This is a genomic window from Photobacterium pectinilyticum, assembly GCF_024357955.1.
GTDB classification, from domain to species: Bacteria; Pseudomonadota; Gammaproteobacteria; order Enterobacterales; family Vibrionaceae; genus Photobacterium; species Photobacterium pectinilyticum.
In genome coordinates this window covers 74,168-96,687 of the sequence record NZ_JANEYT010000013.1, presented here as the reverse complement: position 1 = coordinate 96,687, position 22,520 = coordinate 74,168, and the positions used below count along the sequence as shown (strand labels likewise).

Below are 22,520 nucleotides of genomic sequence, written 5' to 3'. Positions count from 1 at the left end.
AGAGCGTACCACTTTCGGCAGTTGGCTTCCTCTTTTACACCTTCCCATGAGTGTCGCACTTATTATCTGAATTCAGGGCTATGTATCTATAAATATTACCGTGTTTGTAAAAGTAGACACATAAAACAGGAATACACTTCGGTACTATTAATCAGGATACTATTCCAATGAATATTAAATTAGTTGGCGTTTTCACTGCTTTTGCATTGGCAGTAGCAACATCTGGTGCTCATGCATATAGTTATAAATCCTATTATAAACATGACTATAAGTCATATCACAAATCCGATTACAAGCCTCAAGTTAAGTATAAAAAAGCTACGTATAAGTCTAAAACCTGTAAATCGAGCAAAAACTATTACGGTTCTAAGACAAAATACAGCTACTCCAAGTGTGACCATTACTATGGTTACTAACTAAATATATGTTAGCGGCAGCACTAGTAGCTGTCGCTAACTCATTGTCTTGTATACCAAGGTTTTTTTTCTTTAAGGTGATATATGCTTTTTATTTCGGAGTTATTATATCGATGTATTCAGTTTATTGGTTTCGCTTAATAACTTTCCTCCTATTTCCTTTGCTTGTGGCTTGTAATGATGTAAACCATGAGCCGGAATATTCCTCACCACTTGGGTTAACGCAACCGGATGAGTCTGATTCCATTTATGAACCGGAGCCCTTGGTTATTGCTTCGGGAACCTTGAAGCCAGTAGGCGAAGTAGAAGTGGGTTCTGAAGTATCGGGCAGGATAATTGAGTTACTGGTTGATTTTAATGATGTTGTCCAAAAGGGACAAACGATCGCACGTATCGACCCGAAATTTTTTGAAGCTCAGATTCGTCAAGCCGAGGCCTCCTTGCTCAATGCAAAGGCGTTGGTCGCAATGAAGAAGGCATCATTACGTCAATCTATACGCTCTTTGAAGAGAATAAAGGCCCTCAATAAGCGTAAAGCCGTGTCGCAGAATAGCTTGGAAGAAGCTGAGACGAATGTATGGGTTGCGGAGGCTGAATTGGAGCAGGCACTGGCTGTTGTGATTAGCCATGAGGCCGAGTTGGAAGAAGCAAGAGTGACCTTATCCCGCACCGAAATTCTCGCTCCCATTGATGGTGTGGTGCTATCCCGTGAAGTGATGAGTGGACAAACCGTTGCGGCGAGTCTCGAAGCGCCTAAGTTATTTAAAATCGCCCACACCTTAAATGAAATGGAAATTCACGCCAGAATTGATGAAGCGGATATTGGCCAGATCCGCACAGGTCAGAAGGCTGAATTCACCGTACCGGCCTATGGAGATCGACGTTTTAAAGCAATAGTCGAACAAATTCGGGTTGCCCCGTTAGTGGTGGATAATGTTGTAACCTATACCGTTGTTTTATCCGCTGAAAACAATGGCGATTCGTTACTGCCGGGTATGACCGCCGTTGTCGAGATCACCACCGATGAGACATCTGATAGCACAAATGCGAGTTACACTTCACGCATTGAGGAGTCAATGACGTCAGGCTGGATACGCTAAATGGTTATTAGGGTTCTAACGCAATGAGCTACTGGTTGTATCTTTCTAATGCGCTGAGAGTTATATATCGCCACCGACTTCGCAGTGCATTGACGATCTTGGGTATTATGATTGGTGTCACGGCCGTTGTGACTGTGATCGGGGTGGGAGCTGGTAGTCAGCATCAGGTGTTGCAGCAAGTTGAGAGCTTAGGTGCCGATTTACTTTTTATCGAACCCGATGTAATGGAAAGCGGTGGCGTGCAAATGAAAGGCCATTCATCAACACTGACCGTCGATGATATTACAGCTATACAAAATTTGGTCCCAAATATAGTGGCAACGTCTCCGTCTGTATATGCAGAGGGGCGGGTTATTTACCAGGCGCGTAACTGGATAAGCCGGATACAGGGTACGACACGCGACTATCTATTGCTGAGAAAGTGGAAAGTCGCTCAAGGGCGTATGTTTAATGATATTGAACAAAGCCGGGCAAAAAAAGTGGCAGTGCTTGGTGAAAGCGTCGAGAAAGCATTATTTGAGGGGGAGAGTGCTATTGGTAAAACAATACGCATTGGAAACACCCCATTTAAGGTGATTGGGGTGTTACAACGTAAGGGGCAGTCCCCTGGGGGAATGGATCAAGATGACAGGGTCCTTATTCCTCTTTCTACGGCCAAACTACGCATTATCGGCTTGAGCAAAACGCGTCCTGGGTCTATCCACTATGCTCATATTCGTATTGATGATCAAAATAAGATCAAAGACAGTATTTTTCATATCCAGCGTGTTTTAAGACGCCAGCACCGACTTCCAGAGAATAAACCCGATGATTTTATCATTAATGATTTAACCGAGCTTCAGGAGAGCATGGCCGATGCCACTCGCTCTATGACCTTTTGGTTGGCATGCGTGGCGGCCATATCGCTGGTCGTGGGTGGAATTAGCATCATGAATGTGATGCTGGTAGCGGTTCGTGAAAGGACCGAGGAAATTGGCCTGCGTCGTGCATTGGGAGCAACGCATAAAGACATCAGAAATCAGTTTATTATTGAGGCAACGTGTCTTACCACAATTGGAGGGCTTTCTGGTCTCGTTTTGGGGGTGGTGTTAGTGTCTGTTGTTGCAACGATGCGTAACTTTCCGGTGATGATTACTCCAAGCGCCCTTGTATTAGCGCTTGGCTCAGCCTGTTTAGTCGGACTTGTTTCGGGGCTATATCCTGCTCTAGTTGCTTCTCGGCTTGACCCTATTCGGGCGTTGAAGCGAGAGTAATACCAATCTGGATAAGTAGTTGATTAAATATTTATGTAGGTTGGTATAAATTTTGTCGATACGAAAAAGCATGAGGAAGAGTACATGGGAGAAAGTGTATCGTCATTGGTGCAGTTGGACACAGTTAGCCGAATTTACGCCATGGGCCAAACGGATGTCACTGCGCTAAGTGCTGTTTCTCTTTCCATATGTGCCGGGGAATACATTGCGATAACCGGTACGTCCGGTTCTGGCAAATCTACTTTGTTGCAGATCATTGGCTGTTTGGATACACCGACAACAGGGCGGTATGTCCTCAATGGTACCCGGGTGGACGAACTCTCAGACTTTGATCTTTCCCATGTACGCAACCATCAAATTGGGTTTGTCTTTCAAGCTTTTCATCTGCTGCCGCAATTTAATGTTTGCGAGAATATCGAACTGCCTCTTCTTTACCGAAAACTAACAAGCCAGCAGCGCGAGAAAAAAGTCAAAGAAGCTCTGGGCAAGGTCGGTTTGAATAAACGTGGCCTTCATAAACCCCATGAGCTTTCAGGTGGTGAGCGGCAAAGGGTCGCGATAGCCAGAGCGTTGGTTGGCTCGCCGTCACTTCTGTTAGCGGATGAGCCGACGGGTAACCTGGATCATAAGACCGGTGAAGAGATCATGCATATTATTGAAAGACTAAACGCTGAGGGAGTAACGGTGGTTATGGTGACGCATGATCTCGAAAAAGCACAGCGTGCTCGTCGCCGAATTGAAATGCAAGATGGCCGAATCCTTTGACCCTACCGGTGATCACCGCATCGAGTATGTCTAATATAAAGCTTTAAATAAACAAGATTATTGGCCGACGTGGCGTAAGTATAAATGCATACTTTTCAGTTTGGTCGCTTGCCTTGATGATCTTTGCCATAGATACTGGTTGTCGATTTAAGGAGCTTGCTTAGGAGATCATTGGGTTGGCTAAAAAGTATTATGTCGTCTGGAAAGGGCGGCAAACAGGCATTTTTACATCTTGGGCTGAGTGTAAGGCGCAAGTTGATAAATTTGCAGGCGCAAAATATAAGTCGTTTCCAACGAGAGAAGAAGCAGAGAGTGCATTTGGGGGACAGCGAGCGGGTAACCCGTCGGCTCAGAAACCAAGCAGTGCTAAATCCGTATCTAAGACAAGTAAGCCTAAAAAAGCACCGCTGACTCAGGCCCAAATTGATGATATGCCCTTTGAGATAAAGATATTCACTGACGGCGGCTGTGATCCTAATCCCGGTGAAGCTGGCTCAGGGATCGCCGTTTACCAAAACAATACATTGACCGAGTTGTGGTACGGCATGTATCAATCATTAGGCACCAATAATACCGCGGAGCTCAATGGTTTAAATCAGGCATTTTTACTGGCAAAAGAGAAAATAGCTAAAGGTTATACCGTGGCTATTTATTGTGACTCTAATTATTCGATCCAGTGTATCACACAGTGGGCGAAAGGCTGGAAATCGAAAGGATGGGTGAGGCCTGGAGGTGAGATTAAGAACTTAGATCTTATCAAACCTATGTATGAGCTATACCAAGAACTTGAGAAGAAAATAACGATACATCATGTTAATGGCCACGTCGGGATTGAAGGTAATGAACTGGCTGATCGTATGTCGATTGTTGCCATTGATACTAAAGAAGAAGGTCTGAGTTTGTATCGCGAGACCTCTGATATTTCAAAAATTCTCGCATTGCGAGCAGGCTAATCAAGCTAGACCCAGAAAAACAAAAGCCAGCGTGTCACTCGCTGGCTTTTTAGTGTTGAAAGCTGAATTATGCGTCAGCGTTCTTAACTCGAATTTTGCTTTTAGCAAAACTGGTCAGATTCAGGGCTGAGATGGCTGCTTTCGCTTCATCGTCATTTGGCATTTCAACAAATGCAAAGCCTTTTGACTGGCCTGTTTCTTGGTCTAAAACCAGAGTGCATTCTGCTACTGAACCATGAGTAGAGAATAGAGCACGAATTTCATGCTCAGCAGTGGTGCGCGCTAGGTTGCGAACTAATAGTTTCATGATTATCCATCTGGATGATAAGTTACGTGCGGATTGTCGCAGGTTCGCCTACGCAAACCAAGATAAATAATACCTACCAAGCAAACGTCTGAATCATGTTCTGTTTGGTGATGGGATTATGGGCAATATCCTGATTGATTTTGTCCAAGAATGGCTGTCGTACCGCTGGTAACATACCGCGCATTGGCGAGATATTATTGCCGTGGTCGCCCCAGTAGTAACACGGGAAATCAACCAAGTTCTCCAGTAAGTATTTTTCTTCTTCCAGTATTTGCAAGGGAGTCGGCAGGGTGAACTCACCGCGATTAATTTCCCTTTCTAACTCAGAACCTGGTTGTACTGCCAGCGCCATCGGCGCAATGGCATCCGGCTGCATGATATTGAGCAGGCTAGTGGTATTGACCGCATGCTCCACAGAGCGTGCTTTTCCACCAAGGCCGAAAATAAATGATGCCAGTACCTTTATTCCCGCCTCTCTTGCCATATCCATCCCTTCGATAGCGTGTTCACGGGTCATGCGCTTCTTGATCCGTTCTAGGACAATCGGATCACCCGATTCCAAACCGGAATAGGCCATGCTCAAGCCTGCCGATTTCATTTCTTTGAGCTCAGCAATGCTCTTGCGACGAAAATCATTGAAGCCAGAATAAAGCGAGATGTTCTTGAGCTCTGGAAATGTGGTTTTGAGCTTGTCCAAAATCTTCAGCAGCATGTCAGTTCTCATTGCCATTACATTGCCATCGATAAGGAAGATTGATTCTACACGAGGGTAAATCACTCGCGCCTCATCAATATCGTTGAATATGTCTTGAATATCCCTGACTTTGAACCGCTTATCGTCAAACATGGTACAGAAAGTACATTGGTTGTTACTGCAACCGAGCGTTGTTTGGATAAGTACGCTCTCGGCCTCCATCCAAGGGCGATAAATTTTACCTTCATAGTGCATAACACACTCCTCGAACATGTATCGGAATTGATGCGGTGCAGTTTAGCGAGACGTAATGGCGTTGATAACTGGGCTGGACGTGAAATGACACTTAATGAGAATTTAATAATAAAGTAATTATTAATTATTACTTAAAACTCATTCGTCGTTGAGTGGAATTATCATTTTCGCCACGCCACATATACTTGTCACCAAGCAGTCAATGATGAGCCTGACTGAAGTGTGTTGGGCCATTTATCACGCATTCTATAAAGAGGTTATTTTCCATGAAAGCAATGGTCATTCGTGAATTTGGTGGTGTTGAAGGTTTTGAGCAGGCTGAGCTACCTAAACCAGAGGTAAGCGCCGGTAATGTATTAGTGCGCATTGCCTCAACCAGTGTGAACACTATCGATATGATGATCCGTGAAATGGGTGAGGGCCTACCGTTTTCACCTCAAGCACCAGCTGTGCTTGGGATGGACTTTGCAGGGGTTGTTGAAGCCGTTGGTGAGGGTGTCACAGAGTATAACGTCGGCGATGAAGTCTTTGGTTGTGCCGGTGGTTTGGGCGATTTACCAGGCACATTGGCTGAGTATATATTGGCGGACGCTAAGCTGATTGCGCACAAGCCGAAGAATTTATCGATGACAGAGGCAGCAGCCCTACCATTGGTTGGCATTACCGCTTTCGAAGGCTTGCAGCGTGCAGGTATCGGTCAAGGTCAGAAGGTATTGGTACATGGCGCTGCTGGTGGTGTGGGTCACGTTGCCGTTCAGCTTGCCCGTCACTTTGGTGCTGAAGTGTATGGTACGGGTAGCGCTGGTGAGCAAGCAGCCCTTATCGAAGAACTCGGTGCAACCGCGATTGATTTCAAAGCTGAATCTGTAGCGGATTATGTGACGAAGCATACTGATGGCGACGGTTTTGATGTGGTTTTTGATTCGGTCGGCGGTGCAAATCTCAATAATTCTATTGAGGCGGCAAAGCTCAATGGCCAGATTGCGACGACCTTGTCGTTCCTGGAGTTGGATCTTTCGATGGTTCACATGAAAGGTTTATCGCTGCATGTGATCTTCATGCTTATTCCGATGATCCACAACAAAGGCCGCGAAGAGCACGGCAAAATTCTAGAAGCGCTGGCTAAAATTGCTGAAGCCGGAGAGCTGAAGCCAGTTGTTGATGCTCAGCGTTTTGCTCTGGAAAATGTTGCTGCGGCACATAATCACCTCGCGAGTGGTCAGGCGATTGGCAAGGTTATGATTGATATAGCTTAAAGGACTGCGGCTCTTCTCTTGATTTTAAGGCTTGCCTAAGTGCAAGCCTTTTCATCCTTTCATACCCCTATCAACCTCGTTTGCTTCAACCTTGCTCATAAGGTAACTGATATATGCTCTCTGCCTCACCGACACTTAAGTTGATCATTAGCAGGACGCTCCCCCTAACTGTTGGACTGTTTGCTATTATGCTGGTGCAACTGGTGGATTCTGTGTTTATCGGGCTGCTGGGTTTAAACCAACTGGCGGTTCATGGAATGACACTCCCTTTCCAAACGGTTTTTGTTGGCCTGCAGGTCGGCATTGGTGTGGCGGCGACGTCGATTATTGCAAGGGCTCTAGGGGCAAATCAAAAAGATAAGTCTGCTGTTGTTTCAACGATGACGGTGTGTTTTGGAAGCTTATTGATTGCGATGGTGTGTTTGCTGCTGTGGTTATCTAGCAACTGGGTTTTTACTGCTTTCTTTAATGAGGAAATACCGCATGCGCAGGCTGTAATGCTGCAGCAAATTTTTAATCGCTATTGGCCAGTGTGGCTATTGAGTGCCTTTTCGGTGGCGGCTCTTTATTTGGTAACCTGTGTCTATCGCTCTCACGGTGACAGTAAAATCACGGGCATGATGTTTGTTATCGCAAGTCTGATAAATCTGATCCTAGACCCGCTGCTGATGTTTACCTTTGAGATGGGGATTACAGGTGCAGCGTTAGCAACCATCTTGGGGTACGGCACAACGGCAGTATACATGATAGTTAACGCTAGACGTCGGCAGTGGTTTTCAGCCATAGATATTAGTAGCGAAACAGGGAAAGTGTTTTGTGAATTGGTGAGAACGGCGTTGATGACCACTGCAAACCAGGTGTTACCGTCAGTCAGTGCTTTTATGGCCATGTTGCTGATCACGAACATGGGCACTGACACCATGGCTTTTTGGAGCTTACTCATTCGGTTTGAAAGTTTTGCGATTGTTTTTACCCTTGCATTGACCATGTCAGTCCCACCGCTTATTGGGCGCTATCTTGGGGAAGGTGCATGGCATGAAATTTCAGATGTACTGATGGCAACTGCCAAGTTTGTTGTGGTGTTTCATATTGTGATAGGTGGAGTGTTGTCGTTGGCTATACCGTTGTTGTCTCCGTTAATCAGTCAGCAAGATAATATTCAATCGTGGTTTGAAATTGCTTTAACGATATTACCTTACAGTTATGGACCGCTGGGCCTGTGCATGGTGGCTGTCTCGGCTTTTAATGCCTTGGGATTGTCACATCGGGCGCTGCTCGTCACTTTCACTCGGCTGTTTATTTTGTATATACCCGCAATTTGGATTGGGGTAATAAGCGGCAGTGTCAGCCATATTGTCATCGCTGCATCTGTGGCCAATGTTTTGGCTGGGGTAATGGCGGGGCTGGCTATTTGGAGTACCCTGGCTAAGCAAACCCAAAGAGATATTCCGCGATCAGGGGATGTTGTTGTAAGCTAATAAAATCTTCGTGTATTGGGTTCTTATTAATGAATATTGAACACCTTCGGCTGTTTGTCCGGATAGCGTCTACCCATAACATTAGTCAGGCTGGGCAGGAGCTTGGCCTCTCGCCCCCTGTAGCTAGCATGCATATCAGTAAGTTGGAAGAAAGTTTGGGCGCGCGTTTGATACATCGTACAACGCGCAAGGTGTCATTGACCGAGGAAGGGATGGCCTTTTTGCCCCATGCCGAAGAAGTGCTACGAAGTGTCGATTCAGCCCGTGCGTCGGTGGGTACTGCCGCTGGTGGATTGCCGCATGGGACATTACGTATTACCGCCCCGGCGTCTTTTGGTCGCATGCACCTTATTCCCGCACTTAAAGGCTTTTTGGCTAAATATCCCGATCTTTCGGTTGATATAAGGCTGACCGACTCCATTATTGATCTGGTTGAAGGGGGCTTTGATGTTGCCATTAGAAATGCTGAGCTACAGGATTCGAGTCTGATCGCCCGCAAACTCGCCGTTGATAAGCGCATCATGTGTGCCTCGCCGCAATATCTTGCTGAGCATGGTAAGCCATCTTCACCGAAAGATCTCAATAACCACCTTTGTATTAATCATACTGGATTGGAAGGGTGGCGTTTTGATACTCCTGAAGGTGTACAGAATATCAAGGTGAAAGGCACTATCAGAGTCGACCATGGCGAGGCGGTGCGTGATGCCAGTGTTCACGGGATGGGTATTGCAATGTGTGCGACTTGGATAGCCTACGAACACTTGACGCGGGGAGATCTTGTTCAAATTCTCGAAGACTACCCGTTGGTGGATGAAGCTGCGATTTGGGCAATTTACCCTAGCTCACAGCTCCTTGCGCCAAAAGTGCGGGCATTTGTCGACTATTTCGCCCAGCACTTCGGTGCACCACCTTATTGGGATCTGGAATTGAAGGGGTAGGGCCAAGAACATGGCTTCGCCCTCGATGATTGATGTCACTAGCGGAAATCAAATAACTCTGTATGGAAATGTGCCATATCGAAACCTTCACCATTCAACTGCTGGGTAATGGCCTTACCAAATGCGGTAGGGCCGCAGAACCAAACGCTCGAATTCAATAAATCGTCGGTGCGTTGCTGTATATCGGCGACGGTCAAAAAGCTATTTAGGCGATTATCAATAACATGAAACTCAACATTCGCCCCATAGGTCGCTGATTCTAAGTCGCGAATGAGCTGAGGTGATGGGTGCTCAGTACAATAGTAAAAGATCACCCGTTTATTGCTATTGTGTGATTTCAACTCGGATAATCTTGCCTTGAAAGCGGCACAGCCTATACCGCCAGCAATCCAGATCTGCGGCTTGTTATCATTGAAGTGAAAGTGTCCATAAGGACCTTCTACGTCAACCTGCTCACCGACCTGTATTTGGTTGTGGATATTCGAGGTGAAGTCACCCAAGGCTTTTACCAAAAACTGCACGGTTTTGTTTTTGCCCCCCGCAGATGTGATGGTAAAGGGGTGCGGCTCCTCCCCTTTGATGGTTAGGAAAGCAAACTGCCCAGAGTTATGACCTTTCCATTTTGGTACATCAATATCGATAAGAGTGGTTTTGTTTAGCTCGTCGTAATGGATCTGCGCTATCGTACCTTGATATTTTTGTTGTTTACCGATGAGCCCAATTAAGCTTATCAACGCAGAAATAACGCCAATTAAAGCAATAGCCACGACAACGGGTGTAATGAGGTGATCCCAATAGGAATGCTTTAGCAATATCACTGAATGGTAGGCTATAGCAATAAAGGCGATGGCCATTAGCTTATGGGTCAGCTTAAATCGTTTGTATTTGATTGGCACAAATAGGGCAATAAGTGTTAAGGCGATAAATAGGTACAACGCCCATTCGCCCAATGATTCTGCTCCGCCTCGAAGACCACGAATAACGTTGTAAAAAGAATCTGGATCTATCGTAGAACGAGGCTTTGCGCCTCTCTCAAGCAAACTAAATCGAACGAGTTGTTTGGGGACGATAGCTTACAACCAGTGCACTGTACCAAATATAACACCATAAATAGCTAACCATTTGTGTAAACGGTATGACTTATCGAGGCCAGAAGTTAGCCGCTCAATAAACGGTAGGCGTAACGCCAGGACCATGACCATAGTCAATAGCAGGATCGAAGTGATCCCTGTGATTTGGATAAGGGAGCTCCGCCATTGCATTAACGTGGAGTTACCGAATAAATTAGGCTCAGCTTGTAGCCAGATAAGGGCGCATAAGGCAACAAGCCCTGCAGCGGTTAGATAGAGTTTCTTCATAGTACAAGCTCCTTTTAAGCTTATACTTTACCGCGCTGAATGTAATATAACGCCAGTCGGCGTAAAGGTGTGTAAAGGGCGGGGAATATATCCAGCCTTTGCATGAAGTATAAGGCTGGATATGTAAGTGGTTATGGTCATCAGACGATTAAGTGCTTGCTATGCTTGCCAAGCAACCAATATGACCCCTAGGGTAATCAAGGCAACTCCAAGCCAGTTTATGGTACTGAGGTTTTCGCCAAGTAACAGCACGCCAAATACAGCGACCAGAACCACACTTAGCTTGTCTACCGGCGCAACCTGTGCGGCTTGGCCTAGGCTCATTGCTCGAAAATAACATAACCAAGAAGCACCCGTTGCGAGGCCAGAGAGCACCAAGAATACCAACCCTTTTGTCGATAAGGTGTCTAGTGATTGAAATTGTTTGGTGAAAAATGCAATGCCACCGACCATGACCAGAATGACGCAGGTACGGATAAAAGTGGCAAAGTCGGAATTTATGTTGCTTACTCCGAGCTTGGTTAAAATAGCCGTGAGCGATGCAAATACAGCGGACAAGGCCGCCCAAAAGAGCCAAGATGTTTGAAGCATGGTGATATCTCTACAATAAATTAAGCTGTTTGGACTTGTGGGCTCACCTTGAACCCTCGGGTGATATTGCTCAGGGTGATCAGGGCAAAAACAACGATCACAATCGATAAATGCCACGGTTGGCTAAGACCCAATGTCACCAACCCCATACTGACAATTGAAGAAGCGATCATCTGGCCGCCTCCTGACATGGCTGCTGCGGCACCGGCTTGTTTCTTATATGGCTGCATTACCATTGCTTGTGAACATGGCAGGGCGATACCGTTACCCAATATCATCAGAAATTGTCCCAGCATCAGATATAGTGGTTCGACAGGACAGAAGAACAACCACAGCGCTGCGCCAGTATGCAAAACAGGTGTGAAGTAAAGCATTTTCTGTGTGCCGATTTTCGGTCTTACTCTGTTCGTCAACGTTGTTCCCATCAACATACCCAGAGCTGGGATCAGTGCCCACATGGCGTATTCATCGGATGTCATGCCGATCTGGTTCTGCATGATAAAAGGCATGACCGACACGGTGGTGATCATCAGGCTGAAGTTGAGCCAGCTAATACTGGCAAAGCTCATGAAGTAGCTTGAAGTAAGCAGTTGCCAATACTGTTGAGCCATTTTCCTTGGTGTCGGTACTTTCGAGGTTTGCTGCATGGTTTCCTTGAAACGAAAAGCAATTACCACCCAAACAAGGCTGACATAGCCAAGCAGAGAGGTAAAAACCATGGTCCAGCCAAAATGGAAGTTAATGAAGCCGCCAATGACAGGTGCCATTAAGGGGGTCAGTGAAGCGGCCATTGCGATGTAAGACATCGCTAATGGGAGCTCCGCACCATTGAATCGGTCACGGGTCGAAGCACGAGCAAGTACAGCGCAGCAACCGGTTCCCAGACCTTGGAGAAAACGCCCCATTACCATCCCGGTAAATGAATGGCTTAGCGAAATGATCATCAACAACCCGCATAGGGCAATCAACAAACCGGTCATCAAAACTTTCTTGCGGCCTAAGGCATCCGAGACCGGGCCATAAAGAAACTGAGAAGGACCAAAGCCGAGTAAATAGACACTGACGAGAAGCTGCGCTTGGTCGAGGGATATATCAAAATCTTTGGCAATCCAAGGCAGAGAAGGGAATACCAAGCCCATGCTCAATTGGCCGACGCTGATGATCAGGCACACTAGCCCTAAGGCTTTCCAGAAATTACGGTCGGTCATTACAGTTTTTTATCCTTGTGGCGAGTATTTTTGTGCCGGGTACGCAATGCGCCTTCATCATCGAACTGGCTTAATTTGCTTTTCACACGTTTGACGGTGGAAATACTGACCTCACAGCTGTCTGCAACATGCTGGAGCTTGTGGCCTTCGAGTAACAAGGCGGCTATTTGTTGGTGCTTCTCGCGATCCGCTGGGCGGCCTCGGAATTTTTGCTGCCACAGTTTAGGATCTTGTTTCATGGCTTTACGGCTATGCTCGGCAGCAAGCAGTCTGCGACGGGTTTGTACGGTGCCATAGCCACTGAGCAGTGATAGCAGTACTCGGCTAGATTCTGAGTCAGGGATAAAGGTCAGTGGCTCGGACAGTGTTTTTAGTATTACGCCTTTGTCGAGCAGTGCTGATACGGTTGCCTGAACCTGATTGAAGTCATGCCCGAAAGTGGTCAGCCACCATACCCACACCCGATCGCCCGGTTCGAGATTGTCGAACATATGGCGGAAGCCATGCCGATCCATCGGTGCGATATCGCCGCGCACACGATCTTGTACCTGTTCAGCTTCTGGTTCGGCGGAAAGCAGGGCATCAAGCTGTTGTTGGTGATCAGTATTTTTGGGGGAATAGCGCGAATAGATGTATTTCGCCATAAAGCAAAATTAAGCTCACTTGATGTAATGGCTCATAAATATACATGGAGAAGTCCATAAACGCAATGAATGGAGCCAGGCTGGGGTTATTCTGCGTTGGCTTTCAGTGACTACAGCAAGGCTGTTATTCACTTACTTGCATCACAAGCTTACCGCTGTGTTGCTGCTCTTTAAGGTGCTTGAGAGCCTCGGGAAGCTGGTCGAACGCATAGATGTGATCCACCATAGGATCGAGCCGTCCTTCACTCACTAAGTTCGCGAGCTGATTACCGATATCGGCAAGGTGCTGTATATGTTCGATTTGGCCGTGGGCGTAGGTGCCGTGAAGCGCGACCTCATGTAAGCTGAGTGCTTTGGTGGTGGCTAATAGAGGGATCTGATTGAACTGGTCGGCGATCATCACAATATGGCCGTTGTAGCGAACCAAGGCACTCATGGTGCTGCCAGACCTGGCCGATACGCAATCAATCACCCCGTGTACCAGTTTGTCCTCGGTGTATTCAATGAGCCGCATGGCGATATTTTCAGTTTGTGGGTCAATGACTTCATCAGCGCCATAAGAAAGAAGCCGTTGGTGGTGCTGGCTGTCGGCGATGGCATAAACGGTGGCGCCTAACTGTTTTGCCAGTTGGACCGCGAATCCACCCACGCCACCCCCAGCGCCGGTGATGGCAATGCTTTGGCCTGCTTCAAGCCGCAATTTGTCATGAATCGCAATCCAAGCTGAGTAGCCAGCACAAGGAAGAGCGGCGGCTTGAGTAAAGCTAATATCATCAGGCAACCGGCTAATTGCATAGGCTTTGGCTTTGGCGTATTGGGCGAAGCCACCGCCGTCGCGTGGATCGATAAACGTCATTACCCGATCGCCCGGTTGGAGGTGGTGAACATCAACGCCGACTTCGGTAACTGTACCGGCTATATCCAACCCGATAATTTGTGGGTAGTTCCAGGTCGCGTAGCCCCAATGGGCAAGCTTATAGTCGATAGGGTTTATACCAACAGCTTCAACCTGGATACAGACATCATCAGCTGATGGAGCTGGTGTCGAGGCCGTTGTCAGTACCAATTGGTCGATACCTTCCGGCTGGTTTAATTTCCATGCTTTCATTGGCCACCACTGTAATCTTTATTGTATTTTTTATCCTTTATTAACAATAAACCAAATTTTCGATTTTTGGCTGCCACGTCAGCGTTATACCAATCTGGATAAGTCGTTGAGCAAGCATTTATGTTGGTTGGTATTAATGGGCGAGAGAAGAGTGCCAGTGCTCCAAACTTGTGATGGCGGTTGTTAAGAGGCAAATAAAGGCAATAAAAAACGCCTCTTGATCAAGAGGCGTTTGAAGAATATGTACGGTGTCGAGGTTAGTCTTAGCCTAGACGCTCGTTTAAGTAAGCTTCGTAATCTGGGATTTCGATTTCTACTTTTTCCGCCAATCTTGGTGATGAAATCATAAAGTTGGCACTGGCGCGGTTGGTGGCAACCGGAATGTTCCATACTGCAGAAATACGAAGCAGTGCTTTGACATCTGGATCATGCGGTACGGCATTGAGTGGATCCCAGAAGAAAATCATCATATCGATCTTGCCTTCGGAAATCAGTGCACCAAGCTGTTGGTCACCGCCCATCGGGCCGCTCAGCAAGCAGTTGACTTCAAGACCCGATTCACGCGCAATCATATGGCCGGTAGTGCCTGTGGCATACAAGACATGATTTTTTAATTTATCTTTGTGCTCACTGACCCAGCGCAGAAGGTGGGTTTTACAGTTGTCATGAGCGACAAGCGCGATATGCTTGGATTCTTCCATTGTTCGGGTTGTGACGTGCATCTACTACTCCACAGAGACAAAATTGATAACAGCTATCGGGCAAAGTGTATTGCTAGAGTGTGACAGCTGTGTGGTACTATCTTTCAGCCATATGTAATGGATTGCACTTGGTGTGAGAAAGCTTGTGCAACTCAATTTGAGGCATTGAGTATAAGTACCAGAGCTTGTAAGGGAAGTACAAATAAATCTTTTAAAATCATAGCTTCGATAACAGAAATCCAGAATCAGTGGCCAGCATCTGCTGGTATCTGAATAGAATTGCAGCAAACTGAATATTACTGAGATTGATATTACGGTGCCTCTACATGAAATACGGGACGAAATGCTGCAGGGGAAAGGGACTCGGCGATCACCTTACTGTCTAGGTTTTCTGGTGTCAGTAGAGCCAGGATCGGGGCGAGATCTTTTTTCAACGGTTTACCTTCAAGATACCTGACAGCTTGATCGACTGAAAGCATCGCCTGCTGGGCCATTTTGTCGGTTGGGGCGAAGAGGATCTTGCCGCGAAGCAGCCCACGGTATACCCCATGACTGAGGTAGGTCGATAGGATTTTGGTCTCTGTAGTTAAGTCTTTGGCCCGTAGTTCACTGATCGCCACTTCTGCTGATACGGCGCCACCGACGATGTAGTCGAAGTGTTGATCGGATGCCAGCAGTTGCTGGATCAAGTTACGTTGCAGCTCTTTGCTATGATCAGCCCACAACGTCGTGACAATATGGATATCGCTACTTTCAGTGGCATCATAAAAGCCTTGTACTACGGGCTTGGTGCCACCACGTTTCTGTGGGCCAGGAAGTAGGGCAACATTGACCATACCACTGCCACTGGGATGGCGGTTAGCTAAAAACTCACCGGTACGGTAGCCCATTTGATACCAATCCACTCCCACACGGGCGATAACGTTGTCACTGCTGTTTTGTTTGCTGGTATCGAGGTAGTTGATGGTGGCAAAAACCGGAATGTCATCAGTTAACTGGGTTAGCCTATTATCATAGGCTAGGCTATCAACAGTGCCCAAAATGATGGCGTCAGCTTGCCATTCTCGGCAGTCAGTAAGTTGGCTCTGTTGCTTTTCGAGGTTCGGATAACCACCTGCTTCGAGCACTTTAAGCTCAACACCCAGCTTTTTGGCATGCTCTACCATGCCATAATTCACGGACAACCAATAGGAATCCTTTAGGTGCGGGTATACGGCACAGAGCTTCCAAGGTTTGCGGGCTTTCTCTAACGGTTGGTATTGGATGTGTTTAGCTTGTTTGTCTGTCTCAAAAGAAGGGGGGTAGGCGATAACCTCCGCGGCATAGGCGGTTTGGCTGATACAGGCAATTGCCAGCAATGTCATCGCTATGGTCTTGATCATGTTGTAACCGTCAGGAAATAGGGCTATTTGGGTATATTTAGCTGGTATAATAGCATTTTTACTGTTTCCTGTTAGGTGTGCCTGCCTGTTCCCCATGTTGTGATGGTGGATTGAGCTGCAGACCTACTTATCTCTGCCACGGTTTATTTCTATGACCCTTACTCCCAGTAGCATTGGCCAGAAACTGCTGATTGCTTTTTCCATGATGGCTGGCTTGATGATTATTGCAGTGGTGATTGGTGTTGCCGGTTTTTCCCTGGTGGCTAAAACCGAGCGGACGGTGATCAATACTGCCGTTCCGGCCTTGGTTGAAGCCCGTCAATTATCAGATCTTAGTACTCGTATTATCTTTAATGCTCAGGTATTGGCGAAGTCGAAAGATGAAAAAGAGCGGGAGCAGCAGGGGAAGTCGTTGACCCTTCATATTCGCGCACTCAACAACAGCCTAAACTCCCTTGATCAATATGCGTTCGAGCCAGAGTTGATGACACAGCTAGAAACGGATGTGAAGAACATTGTCAATAACTTGGCCATGCTGGGGATGTTGGTCGGTAGAAAGCTGGAGCTAACTGATCAAGTGCGGACACTTAATGACACCATGACGGTGGCAACCAAACAGATCGATGAACTGTCCCAGTCACAAGTGTCCAATGCCAATACCATTGCCGTTGCGAATGTTTCCCGCATCTATGACTTGGTTGAAAGAGGTAACAAAGAGGCGGTGTTTAATGCCCTTGATAGCTTGGTTGAGGTGGATATGGATCTCAGTGAGCGCCTCTTTGAACTGCGTTTTCTGTCACTGCAGGTTATCAATATGCTTGATGACAGCGAGCAAGTAAGCACCATCAATGATCTGAACAAACTAAAGCAACGTTTTGAGTATGCGGTAAGTGTTATCCAGCAGCGGGTGAAATCGGTCGAAGACCCAAGCCGTTCTGAACAATTATTGGAGCAGGTAAAGGCGCTCAATAATGATGGTGAGTTCTTCGTGGCTATGGAAGCGTTAATCCATGCTCATCAGGATGTCGAGAGGATGGAGCAGCAAAACGTGGTGCTGTTCCAGCAGTTGAACCAAACGGTAGATGGTATTATCCAGGCGGCCAATGTCGGTACACAGAAGGCGGTGACTCAAGTTGACGAGACACTGACCATCGCAAGAAATAGTCTGATTGCTATTTCTGCTTTGGGGTTGGTGGCACTGGTGCTGATCATGTGGCGCTACGTGTATGCACGGGTGATCCGTCGAATCAATGATTACAGCAAGGCTCTGATGGCACTGGCACGGGGCGATTTGGAAATTCGTTTGACCATGCAAGGTGATGATGAGTTGGCGCTAATGGGACGCGCTATTATGGTTGCCCGCGATACCGCCTACGAACGACACCGGTTGGCACAGGTAGAATCTAAAATCCGCTATGAGCTGCAACAGCATAAAAACAGTCTTGAGCAATTAGTCGCAGAACGCACTAGCCAGTTGGAAAAAGCCAACGAGAAGCTTAACCAAGAGGTGTATAACCATGCTAAAGCCCGTTCTGAAGCGGAACAAGCCAACCGGGCGAAATCAGCATTCTTAGCCACGATGAGCCACGAGATCCGCACCCCGATGAATGGCGTGCTTGGAACGGCATCCCTGCTGGCTGATACTGGGTTGGATGATAAGCAGGCGGAATATTTGAAGGTGATTAACCGGAGCGGTGAAACCCTTCTCGATATCCTTAATGATGTACTGGATTATTCGAAAATCGAAGCGGGTCACTTGGATATCAGGCCTGCGAATTTCTCACTCCATACCTTGGTCAAGGATGTTTACAGCCTGTTTGCCGGACGAGCACAGGGTAAAAATATTCGATTACTGACAGAGATTGATGACAACGTCGCAGAATATTGGGTGGGGGATGCAACCCGTATTCGCCAAATTTTGGCAAACCTAGTGGGTAATGCCATCAAGTTTACCGAAGATGGCCAAGTAACAGTGCTGGTTTCGGCCTCTGCACACAACCTATCACGCCTGCATATTGAAGTGGAAGATACAGGTATGGGGATTCCACATAATGAACAGCAAGTGATATTTGATGCCTTCCAGCAGTCCAGCGAAGGCCGTCAGGCCGTTGGTGGGACAGGGCTAGGATTGGCCATCAGTAAGCGTATTGTTGAAGCCATGGGTGGAGAAATTGGTCTTAGTTCTGCACCGGGTGAGGGGAGCTGTTTTTGGTTTACCTTAACGCTTGAGCCCGGGGAGCAAACAGAGAGCCAGAGGTTGAATATGGGGTCAAGCTTACCTGCGGCGAAGGTACTGCTGGTGGAAGATAACCCCGTCAACAGTTTGGTTGCCGAAGGCTTCTTGCGACGTTTGGGTCATCAAACATTGGTCGCGGAAAATGGTCACCAAGCAAAAGAGCTCTATGCTGAAAATGACTTTGATATTGTGTTATTGGATATCAACCTACCGGATACCGATGGGGTTACTCTTCTGGGAGATCTCAAGCAGCTGAAAGCAGCAAGTGATCGCGAAGGGGAGGGAAACAACACCCCGTTTGTCGCTTTTTCTGCCCATGTCTTCAATGAAGAAGTTGAACAATATTTGGCGGCGGGCTTTGCCGGATTCTTGCCAAAACCGCTGGTAGAGCACCAACTGGTCGATGTCCTGAAAAGTATTCTTGGTAGCGCAGAGAGAGTAGGAACCGCTGAAGTAGAGAATATTCAGGCAAGTGTTTCTCATCAAGAAGAGCAGAGCGAAAAGGTAATAATTAGTATGGATGAGCAAATGCCGATATTGGATGAGTCTGTATTGGGAAGCGATCTTCAAGTCCTGGGCCAGGCAATGGTCGAGAAAATGATATCCCTGTTTGCAGAGTCGTCGAAAGAGACAATGGCGAAATTGCTTCCTGCGATGGAGAGCGGCGATCTGACTTCTGTATCCAGCTTATCCCACAACCTCAAAGGCGCGGCAGGCACCATGGGGCTGCGCCAGTTACATCAGATTTGCTTGGAGGTAGAGAAGTTAGCGAAGGAAGGTATTGTCGAGAAGGAGGCAGCCAAAGCGTTGGAGTCTATTCATCAGGAATCAATCAGAGTGCTGGCTGTGACTTTTGCTTCTGAGCAAAAGTAACGTTTGTCCCGTCCTGAGATAACCGATAGAAAAAAGGCTGCGATTTCGCAGCCTTTTTATTATTTTTCGCTGTAGAACGCTGATTTTGGTGCGTTGGGGATGTCACCGGTTTCGGTCGGGTTGCTAGGATCCCCGCTCCATTCAAACCAGCCACCATCATAGACACTGATGTCTTTCCACCCCATCACATGGGCGTAGAAAAAGACTTCTGACGCCCGCCAGCCTGTTCCGCAATAGAACGAGACGGTCTGCGATGCGTTGATCCCCCAATCCTTCCAGAACTGGGTCATGATACTTGGGCTCATCATGGTGTCATCTGGGTTGCGGAAGTCTTCCAGATGATAAGCATCCGAACCACCGTGGCCCCACTTAGAGCCTTTGATCCGGCCTTTGGGTTCGATGTAGCGGTAACCGCTGGTCTCACCGGTGTATTCCGCCCAACTTCGGATACTAACCAAAGATTGGTGCTGAGGATCAGCCAGAATGTCTCTGGCTTGCGGGACATCGACAATATATTGCGGGTTGGCCGGAATCGATCGGCCGAATTCTACCGGCTCGGCGCGGTTGCGTAGCGGTTGGGTCGATAGCCCTGCATTGACCCAAGACTGCCAGCCGCCATTGAGCAGGCGAACATCATCGACACCGGCGTACATCAACAAACTTGCGACGCGGGCTGCAGCGGTATTGTCGCGGCCATACAGGATCACTGTCGTATCGTGGGAAACCCCCAGCTCTCTGATAACGGCTTCCAGCTTTTTATCATCAACGCGGTTCCACCAAGGCTCAGACTCTATGGTGTTGGTATTGAGGTAAAGGGCTGAGGGAATATGGGCTGCTAGGTATTTCGTTGGCGGTCCCCATGCCACTTCGACGATTTTAAAGCCTTTGACTGGCGGGTGGATCACCTCCTCGTCATTAATCAGCTGATTAAGCCATTGCGCAGGTACGAGCTGCTGGTAGTTTTCTAGCGCAGTCAATTGCCTTGAATAGTTGGCAATGGATTGGTCGATTGACTTAATGTTTTTGCTGCCTAGGGCTTCAAGCTGAGACTGTAAAATGTCGGCTTTCTCAGGCTGACAGTAGAGGTATGTTGGCTTGGTAAGGTCAATGCCACGGTTTTCTAACTCGGCACGGACAACCTGAGGGCGGAGCGTTGATAGCCAGTCGGCATCGAAATTGATAGCGCCGGGGAAGTGGCCACCACGTGTTTGGTTGGCTTCAGGCCAGCCGTTATAGTGATTACTCGACCGACAATCGATGACTTGGAAGTCTTGGTTATTATCGGCGGCTAACTGGTCAAAAGTTGCCGCCATGAGTTGGGGACTGATAATTGTGGCGGTGAAAAGTAGTGTCCACTTCATGAATTTCATATGAAATACCCGGCGTAAACAACAAAGCCAGCATTATATAATGCTGGCTAGGTATTTTATTGATATAAGTAACGTTTCAGCTGCTTAATTGGCTGGTGCTGCCGTATTTCTCGAGCGGCTCACATTATTACCATTAGGTTTACGGCTACGTTGGCCCGGCTTTTGGCCGCGTGGCTTTGCATCGCTGCTACGTGTATTTTTGCCATTGCCATTGCCATTGCCATTGCCATTGCCATTGCCATTGCCATTGCCATTGCCATTGCCATTGCCATTGCCGCTGTCCTGACGTTTGCGCTGTGAGCCATTAGCATTGCGCGGCTTTCTGTCGCCTTGTGCTGACTGGCTACCTTTACGTGGGCCAGATGGACGTTTTGGCTTGCTGCGGCTGTCAGTGCGCTTTTCAGAATTGTTTTCTGATGACTCATCCACCTTTTTCGGTTTCTTAGGCTTTTTCGCTTTAAGCGGCTTGATTGCTAGTGATTTAGGCAGTGCAGCTGTTGGCTTGAAGCCCACCACATCTTTACGCTCAAGGTGTTTTTGAATCAGTTGCTCTATGGCATTCAGTTCTTTGACTTCTTCTGAACATACTAGAGAAACAGCATGACCGTTAGCACCAGCGCGGCCTGTACGGCCAATACGGTGAACATAATCCTCTGCAATATTCGGCAGGTCAAAATTCACAACTTGCGGTAACTGATCGATATCAATACCACGCGCGGCTATGTCCGTTGCAACCAAAATGCGAACTTCACCAGTTTTGAAATGTGCCAATGCTTTGGTACGTGCCCCTTGGCTCTTGTTGCCGTGAATCGCCGCTGCTGTGATATCACGCTCTTCAAGGTATTTTGCCAATCGGTTAGCACCATGCTTGGTACGAGTGAAGACAAGCGCCTGTTGCCACTTTTTCTCTTGGATAAGCTTGGTCAGTAGGGCGGGTTTTTTCTTTTTATCCGTTGGATAAATCCATTGCTCTACGGTTGTTGCCGTGCTGTTGCGCGGGGTCACCGAAATCTCAACCGGGTTGTTGGTCAGATCACGAGCCAATTCACGAATTTCTTCAGAGAAGGTGGCAGAGAACAGTAAGTTCTGGCGTTTAGCAGGTAGCTTCGCCAGAATTTTTTTGATGTCACGGATAAAGCCCATATCCAGCATACGGTCGGCTTCGTCCAGTACCAGAACTTCAAGTTGGTTGAACTTAACGGCGTTCTGACCCATAAGATCCAGCAAGCGGCCAGGAGTCGCAACCAATACGTCAGCGCCTTGGCGCATGCGCATCATCTGAGGATTAATTTTCACACCACCGAAAACAACGGCAGAGCTCAGTGGTAGATGCTTCGAGTAAGTCGCTACATTTTCGCCCACCTGAGCGGCAAGCTCGCGGGTTGGGGTCAGTACCAGTGCGCGCACTTGGTTTGCACGTACTACAGGGCCTTTAGACAAAAGCTCGAGAATTGGCAGGGTGAAACCTGCAGTTTTACCTGTTCCTGTCTGTGCAGCAGCCATGACGTCACGGCCTTCCAATACCGCAGGGATAGCCTGAGCTTGGATAGGAGACGGGGTTTCATAGCCTTGGTTGGCAACAGCTTCAAGGATTGGGGTACAAAGGCCCAAAGAGGCAAAACTCATAGATAATT

General features: G+C 47.5%; 20 protein-coding genes. 8 read left to right on the top strand and 12 right to left on the bottom strand.

All coding sequences use genetic code 11. The features are described 5' to 3' along the window. Positions 1-529: 529 nt before the first annotated feature. The 4 genes from NHN17_RS08190 (at position 530) to NHN17_RS08175 (ending at position 4,487) form a co-directional block, all read left to right on the top strand. Positions 530-1,516: an efflux RND transporter periplasmic adaptor subunit gene (locus tag NHN17_RS08190; protein ID WP_255041775.1), complete on the top strand. Its 987-nt coding sequence runs from the start codon at positions 530-532 to the stop codon at positions 1,514-1,516. A gap of 23 nt (positions 1,517-1,539) precedes the next feature. Then, a complete protein-coding gene (locus NHN17_RS08185; RefSeq protein ID WP_255041774.1) occupies positions 1,540-2,769 on the top strand; it encodes an ABC transporter permease in 1,230 nt (409 codons plus the stop codon). An 84-nt stretch (positions 2,770-2,853) separates the two neighbouring features. Further along, on the top strand, positions 2,854-3,534 hold the full coding sequence (locus NHN17_RS08180) for an ABC transporter ATP-binding protein (RefSeq protein WP_255041773.1): 681 nt from the start codon (positions 2,854-2,856) through the stop codon (positions 3,532-3,534). Positions 3,535-3,710: 176 nt separating this feature from the next. Continuing rightward, positions 3,711-4,487 carry a ribonuclease H1 domain-containing protein gene (locus NHN17_RS08175; protein WP_255041772.1) on the top strand — a complete coding sequence of 259 codons (777 nt, stop codon included), beginning with the start codon at positions 3,711-3,713 and terminating at the stop codon, positions 4,485-4,487. A gap of 67 nt (positions 4,488-4,554) precedes the next feature. Here the strand turns inward: NHN17_RS08175 and NHN17_RS08170 are convergent, their stop codons facing one another. Both NHN17_RS08170 and NHN17_RS08165 read right to left on the bottom strand, forming a co-directional pair. Beyond that, positions 4,555-4,794, bottom strand: coding sequence for an RNA recognition motif domain-containing protein (locus NHN17_RS08170; protein WP_255041771.1), 240 nt, complete (start codon positions 4,792-4,794; stop codon positions 4,555-4,557). A gap of 73 nt (positions 4,795-4,867) precedes the next feature. After that, a complete protein-coding gene (locus NHN17_RS08165) occupies positions 4,868-5,743 on the bottom strand; it encodes a radical SAM protein (RefSeq protein ID WP_255041769.1) in 876 nt (291 codons plus the stop codon). A 266-nt stretch (positions 5,744-6,009) separates the two neighbouring features. Here NHN17_RS08165 and NHN17_RS08160 point away from each other — a divergent pair, with 266 nt between their 5' ends. The 3 genes from NHN17_RS08160 to NHN17_RS08150 all read left to right on the top strand — a co-directional run bounded on the left by NHN17_RS08160 (position 6,010) and on the right by NHN17_RS08150 (position 9,415). Continuing rightward, positions 6,010-6,999 (top strand): zinc-dependent alcohol dehydrogenase family protein, encoded by a 990-nt coding sequence (locus tag NHN17_RS08160; protein ID WP_255041768.1) that lies wholly within the window; start codon positions 6,010-6,012, stop codon positions 6,997-6,999. A gap of 113 nt (positions 7,000-7,112) precedes the next feature. After that, the gene (locus tag NHN17_RS08155) at positions 7,113-8,477 is read left to right on the top strand and encodes an MATE family efflux transporter (RefSeq protein ID WP_255041767.1); all 1,365 of its coding nucleotides are present in this window, start codon (positions 7,113-7,115) and stop codon (positions 8,475-8,477) included. A 29-nt stretch (positions 8,478-8,506) separates the two neighbouring features. Then, a complete protein-coding gene (locus NHN17_RS08150; RefSeq protein WP_255041766.1) occupies positions 8,507-9,415 on the top strand; it encodes a LysR family transcriptional regulator in 909 nt (302 codons plus the stop codon). 38 nt (positions 9,416-9,453) lie between these two features. Here NHN17_RS08150 and NHN17_RS08145 read toward each other — a convergent pair whose 3' ends face one another. From NHN17_RS08145 to torT, 8 genes are all read right to left on the bottom strand, one after another. Then, positions 9,454-10,365: a ferredoxin reductase family protein gene (locus NHN17_RS08145; RefSeq protein WP_255041765.1), complete on the bottom strand. Its 912-nt coding sequence runs from the start codon at positions 10,363-10,365 to the stop codon at positions 9,454-9,456. 123 nt (positions 10,366-10,488) lie between these two features. Further along, the gene (locus NHN17_RS08140) at positions 10,489-10,773 is read right to left on the bottom strand and encodes a ferric reductase-like transmembrane domain-containing protein (protein ID WP_255041763.1); all 285 of its coding nucleotides are present in this window, start codon (positions 10,771-10,773) and stop codon (positions 10,489-10,491) included. Positions 10,774-10,932: 159 nt separating this feature from the next. Next, positions 10,933-11,364 (bottom strand): EamA family transporter, encoded by a 432-nt coding sequence (locus tag NHN17_RS08135; protein ID WP_255041762.1) that lies wholly within the window; start codon positions 11,362-11,364, stop codon positions 10,933-10,935. Positions 11,365-11,384: 20 nt separating this feature from the next. After that, positions 11,385-12,572, bottom strand: a complete 1,188-nt coding sequence (locus tag NHN17_RS08130) for a multidrug effflux MFS transporter (protein ID WP_255041760.1) — start codon at positions 12,570-12,572, stop codon at positions 11,385-11,387. After that, positions 12,572-13,216, bottom strand: a complete 645-nt coding sequence (locus NHN17_RS08125) for a recombinase family protein (RefSeq protein WP_255041759.1) — start codon at positions 13,214-13,216, stop codon at positions 12,572-12,574. The genes NHN17_RS08130 and NHN17_RS08125 overlap by 1 nt, the downstream gene beginning before the upstream one ends. Before the next feature lie 124 nt (positions 13,217-13,340). After that, entirely contained in the window at positions 13,341-14,324 is a 984-nt protein-coding gene (locus NHN17_RS08120; RefSeq protein ID WP_255041758.1) for a zinc-binding dehydrogenase, read from the bottom strand. A 263-nt stretch (positions 14,325-14,587) separates the two neighbouring features. Further along, complete coding sequence (locus NHN17_RS08115; protein ID WP_255041757.1) at positions 14,588-15,046, bottom strand: methylglyoxal synthase; 459 nt, start codon at positions 15,044-15,046, stop codon at positions 14,588-14,590. A gap of 290 nt (positions 15,047-15,336) precedes the next feature. After that, entirely contained in the window at positions 15,337-16,407 is a 1,071-nt protein-coding gene (gene torT / locus NHN17_RS08110; RefSeq protein WP_255041755.1) for a TMAO reductase system periplasmic protein TorT, read from the bottom strand. 151 nt (positions 16,408-16,558) lie between these two features. Here torT and torS point away from each other — a divergent pair, with 151 nt between their 5' ends. Next, the gene (gene torS / locus NHN17_RS08105) at positions 16,559-19,516 is read left to right on the top strand and encodes a TMAO reductase system sensor histidine kinase/response regulator TorS (protein WP_255041754.1); all 2,958 of its coding nucleotides are present in this window, start codon (positions 16,559-16,561) and stop codon (positions 19,514-19,516) included. Positions 19,517-19,575: 59 nt separating this feature from the next. Here torS and NHN17_RS08100 read toward each other — a convergent pair whose 3' ends face one another. Further along, positions 19,576-20,886 carry a rhodanese-like domain-containing protein gene (locus tag NHN17_RS08100; RefSeq protein WP_255041753.1) on the bottom strand — a complete coding sequence of 437 codons (1,311 nt, stop codon included), beginning with the start codon at positions 20,884-20,886 and terminating at the stop codon, positions 19,576-19,578. 84 nt (positions 20,887-20,970) lie between these two features. After that, positions 20,971-22,512, bottom strand: coding sequence for a DEAD/DEAH box helicase (locus NHN17_RS08095; protein WP_255041752.1), 1,542 nt, complete (start codon positions 22,510-22,512; stop codon positions 20,971-20,973). Positions 22,513-22,520 lie beyond the last annotated feature (8 nt).

Bases quoted from the DNA above. Each gene is read 5' to 3' on its own strand.
- NHN17_RS08190 (WP_255041775.1), top strand. From the start codon at position 530: ATGTATTCAGTTTATTGGTTTCGCTTAATAACTTTCCTCCTATTTCCT.
- NHN17_RS08130 (WP_255041760.1), bottom strand. From the start codon at position 12,572: ATGACCGACCGTAATTTCTGGAAAGCCTTAGGGCTAGTGTGCCTGATC.
- NHN17_RS08100 (WP_255041753.1), bottom strand. From the start codon at position 20,886: ATGAAATTCATGAAGTGGACACTACTTTTCACCGCCACAATTATCAGT.
- NHN17_RS08140 (WP_255041763.1), bottom strand. From the start codon at position 10,773: ATGAAGAAACTCTATCTAACCGCTGCAGGGCTTGTTGCCTTATGCGCC.
- NHN17_RS08185 (WP_255041774.1), top strand. From the start codon at position 1,540: ATGAGCTACTGGTTGTATCTTTCTAATGCGCTGAGAGTTATATATCGC.
- NHN17_RS08180 (WP_255041773.1), top strand. From the start codon at position 2,854: ATGGGAGAAAGTGTATCGTCATTGGTGCAGTTGGACACAGTTAGCCGA.
- NHN17_RS08120 (WP_255041758.1), bottom strand. From the start codon at position 14,324: ATGAAAGCATGGAAATTAAACCAGCCGGAAGGTATCGACCAATTGGTA.
- torS (WP_255041754.1), top strand. From the start codon at position 16,559: ATGACCCTTACTCCCAGTAGCATTGGCCAGAAACTGCTGATTGCTTTT.
- NHN17_RS08170 (WP_255041771.1), bottom strand. From the start codon at position 4,794: ATGAAACTATTAGTTCGCAACCTAGCGCGCACCACTGCTGAGCATGAA.
- NHN17_RS08165 (WP_255041769.1), bottom strand. From the start codon at position 5,743: ATGCACTATGAAGGTAAAATTTATCGCCCTTGGATGGAGGCCGAGAGC.
- NHN17_RS08150 (WP_255041766.1), top strand. From the start codon at position 8,507: ATGAATATTGAACACCTTCGGCTGTTTGTCCGGATAGCGTCTACCCAT.
- torT (WP_255041755.1), bottom strand. From the start codon at position 16,407: ATGATCAAGACCATAGCGATGACATTGCTGGCAATTGCCTGTATCAGC.
- NHN17_RS08160 (WP_255041768.1), top strand. From the start codon at position 6,010: ATGAAAGCAATGGTCATTCGTGAATTTGGTGGTGTTGAAGGTTTTGAG.
- NHN17_RS08135 (WP_255041762.1), bottom strand. From the start codon at position 11,364: ATGCTTCAAACATCTTGGCTCTTTTGGGCGGCCTTGTCCGCTGTATTT.
- NHN17_RS08095 (WP_255041752.1), bottom strand. From the start codon at position 22,512: ATGAGTTTTGCCTCTTTGGGCCTTTGTACCCCAATCCTTGAAGCTGTT.
- NHN17_RS08155 (WP_255041767.1), top strand. From the start codon at position 7,113: ATGCTCTCTGCCTCACCGACACTTAAGTTGATCATTAGCAGGACGCTC.
- NHN17_RS08115 (WP_255041757.1), bottom strand. From the start codon at position 15,046: ATGCACGTCACAACCCGAACAATGGAAGAATCCAAGCATATCGCGCTT.
- NHN17_RS08125 (WP_255041759.1), bottom strand. From the start codon at position 13,216: ATGGCGAAATACATCTATTCGCGCTATTCCCCCAAAAATACTGATCAC.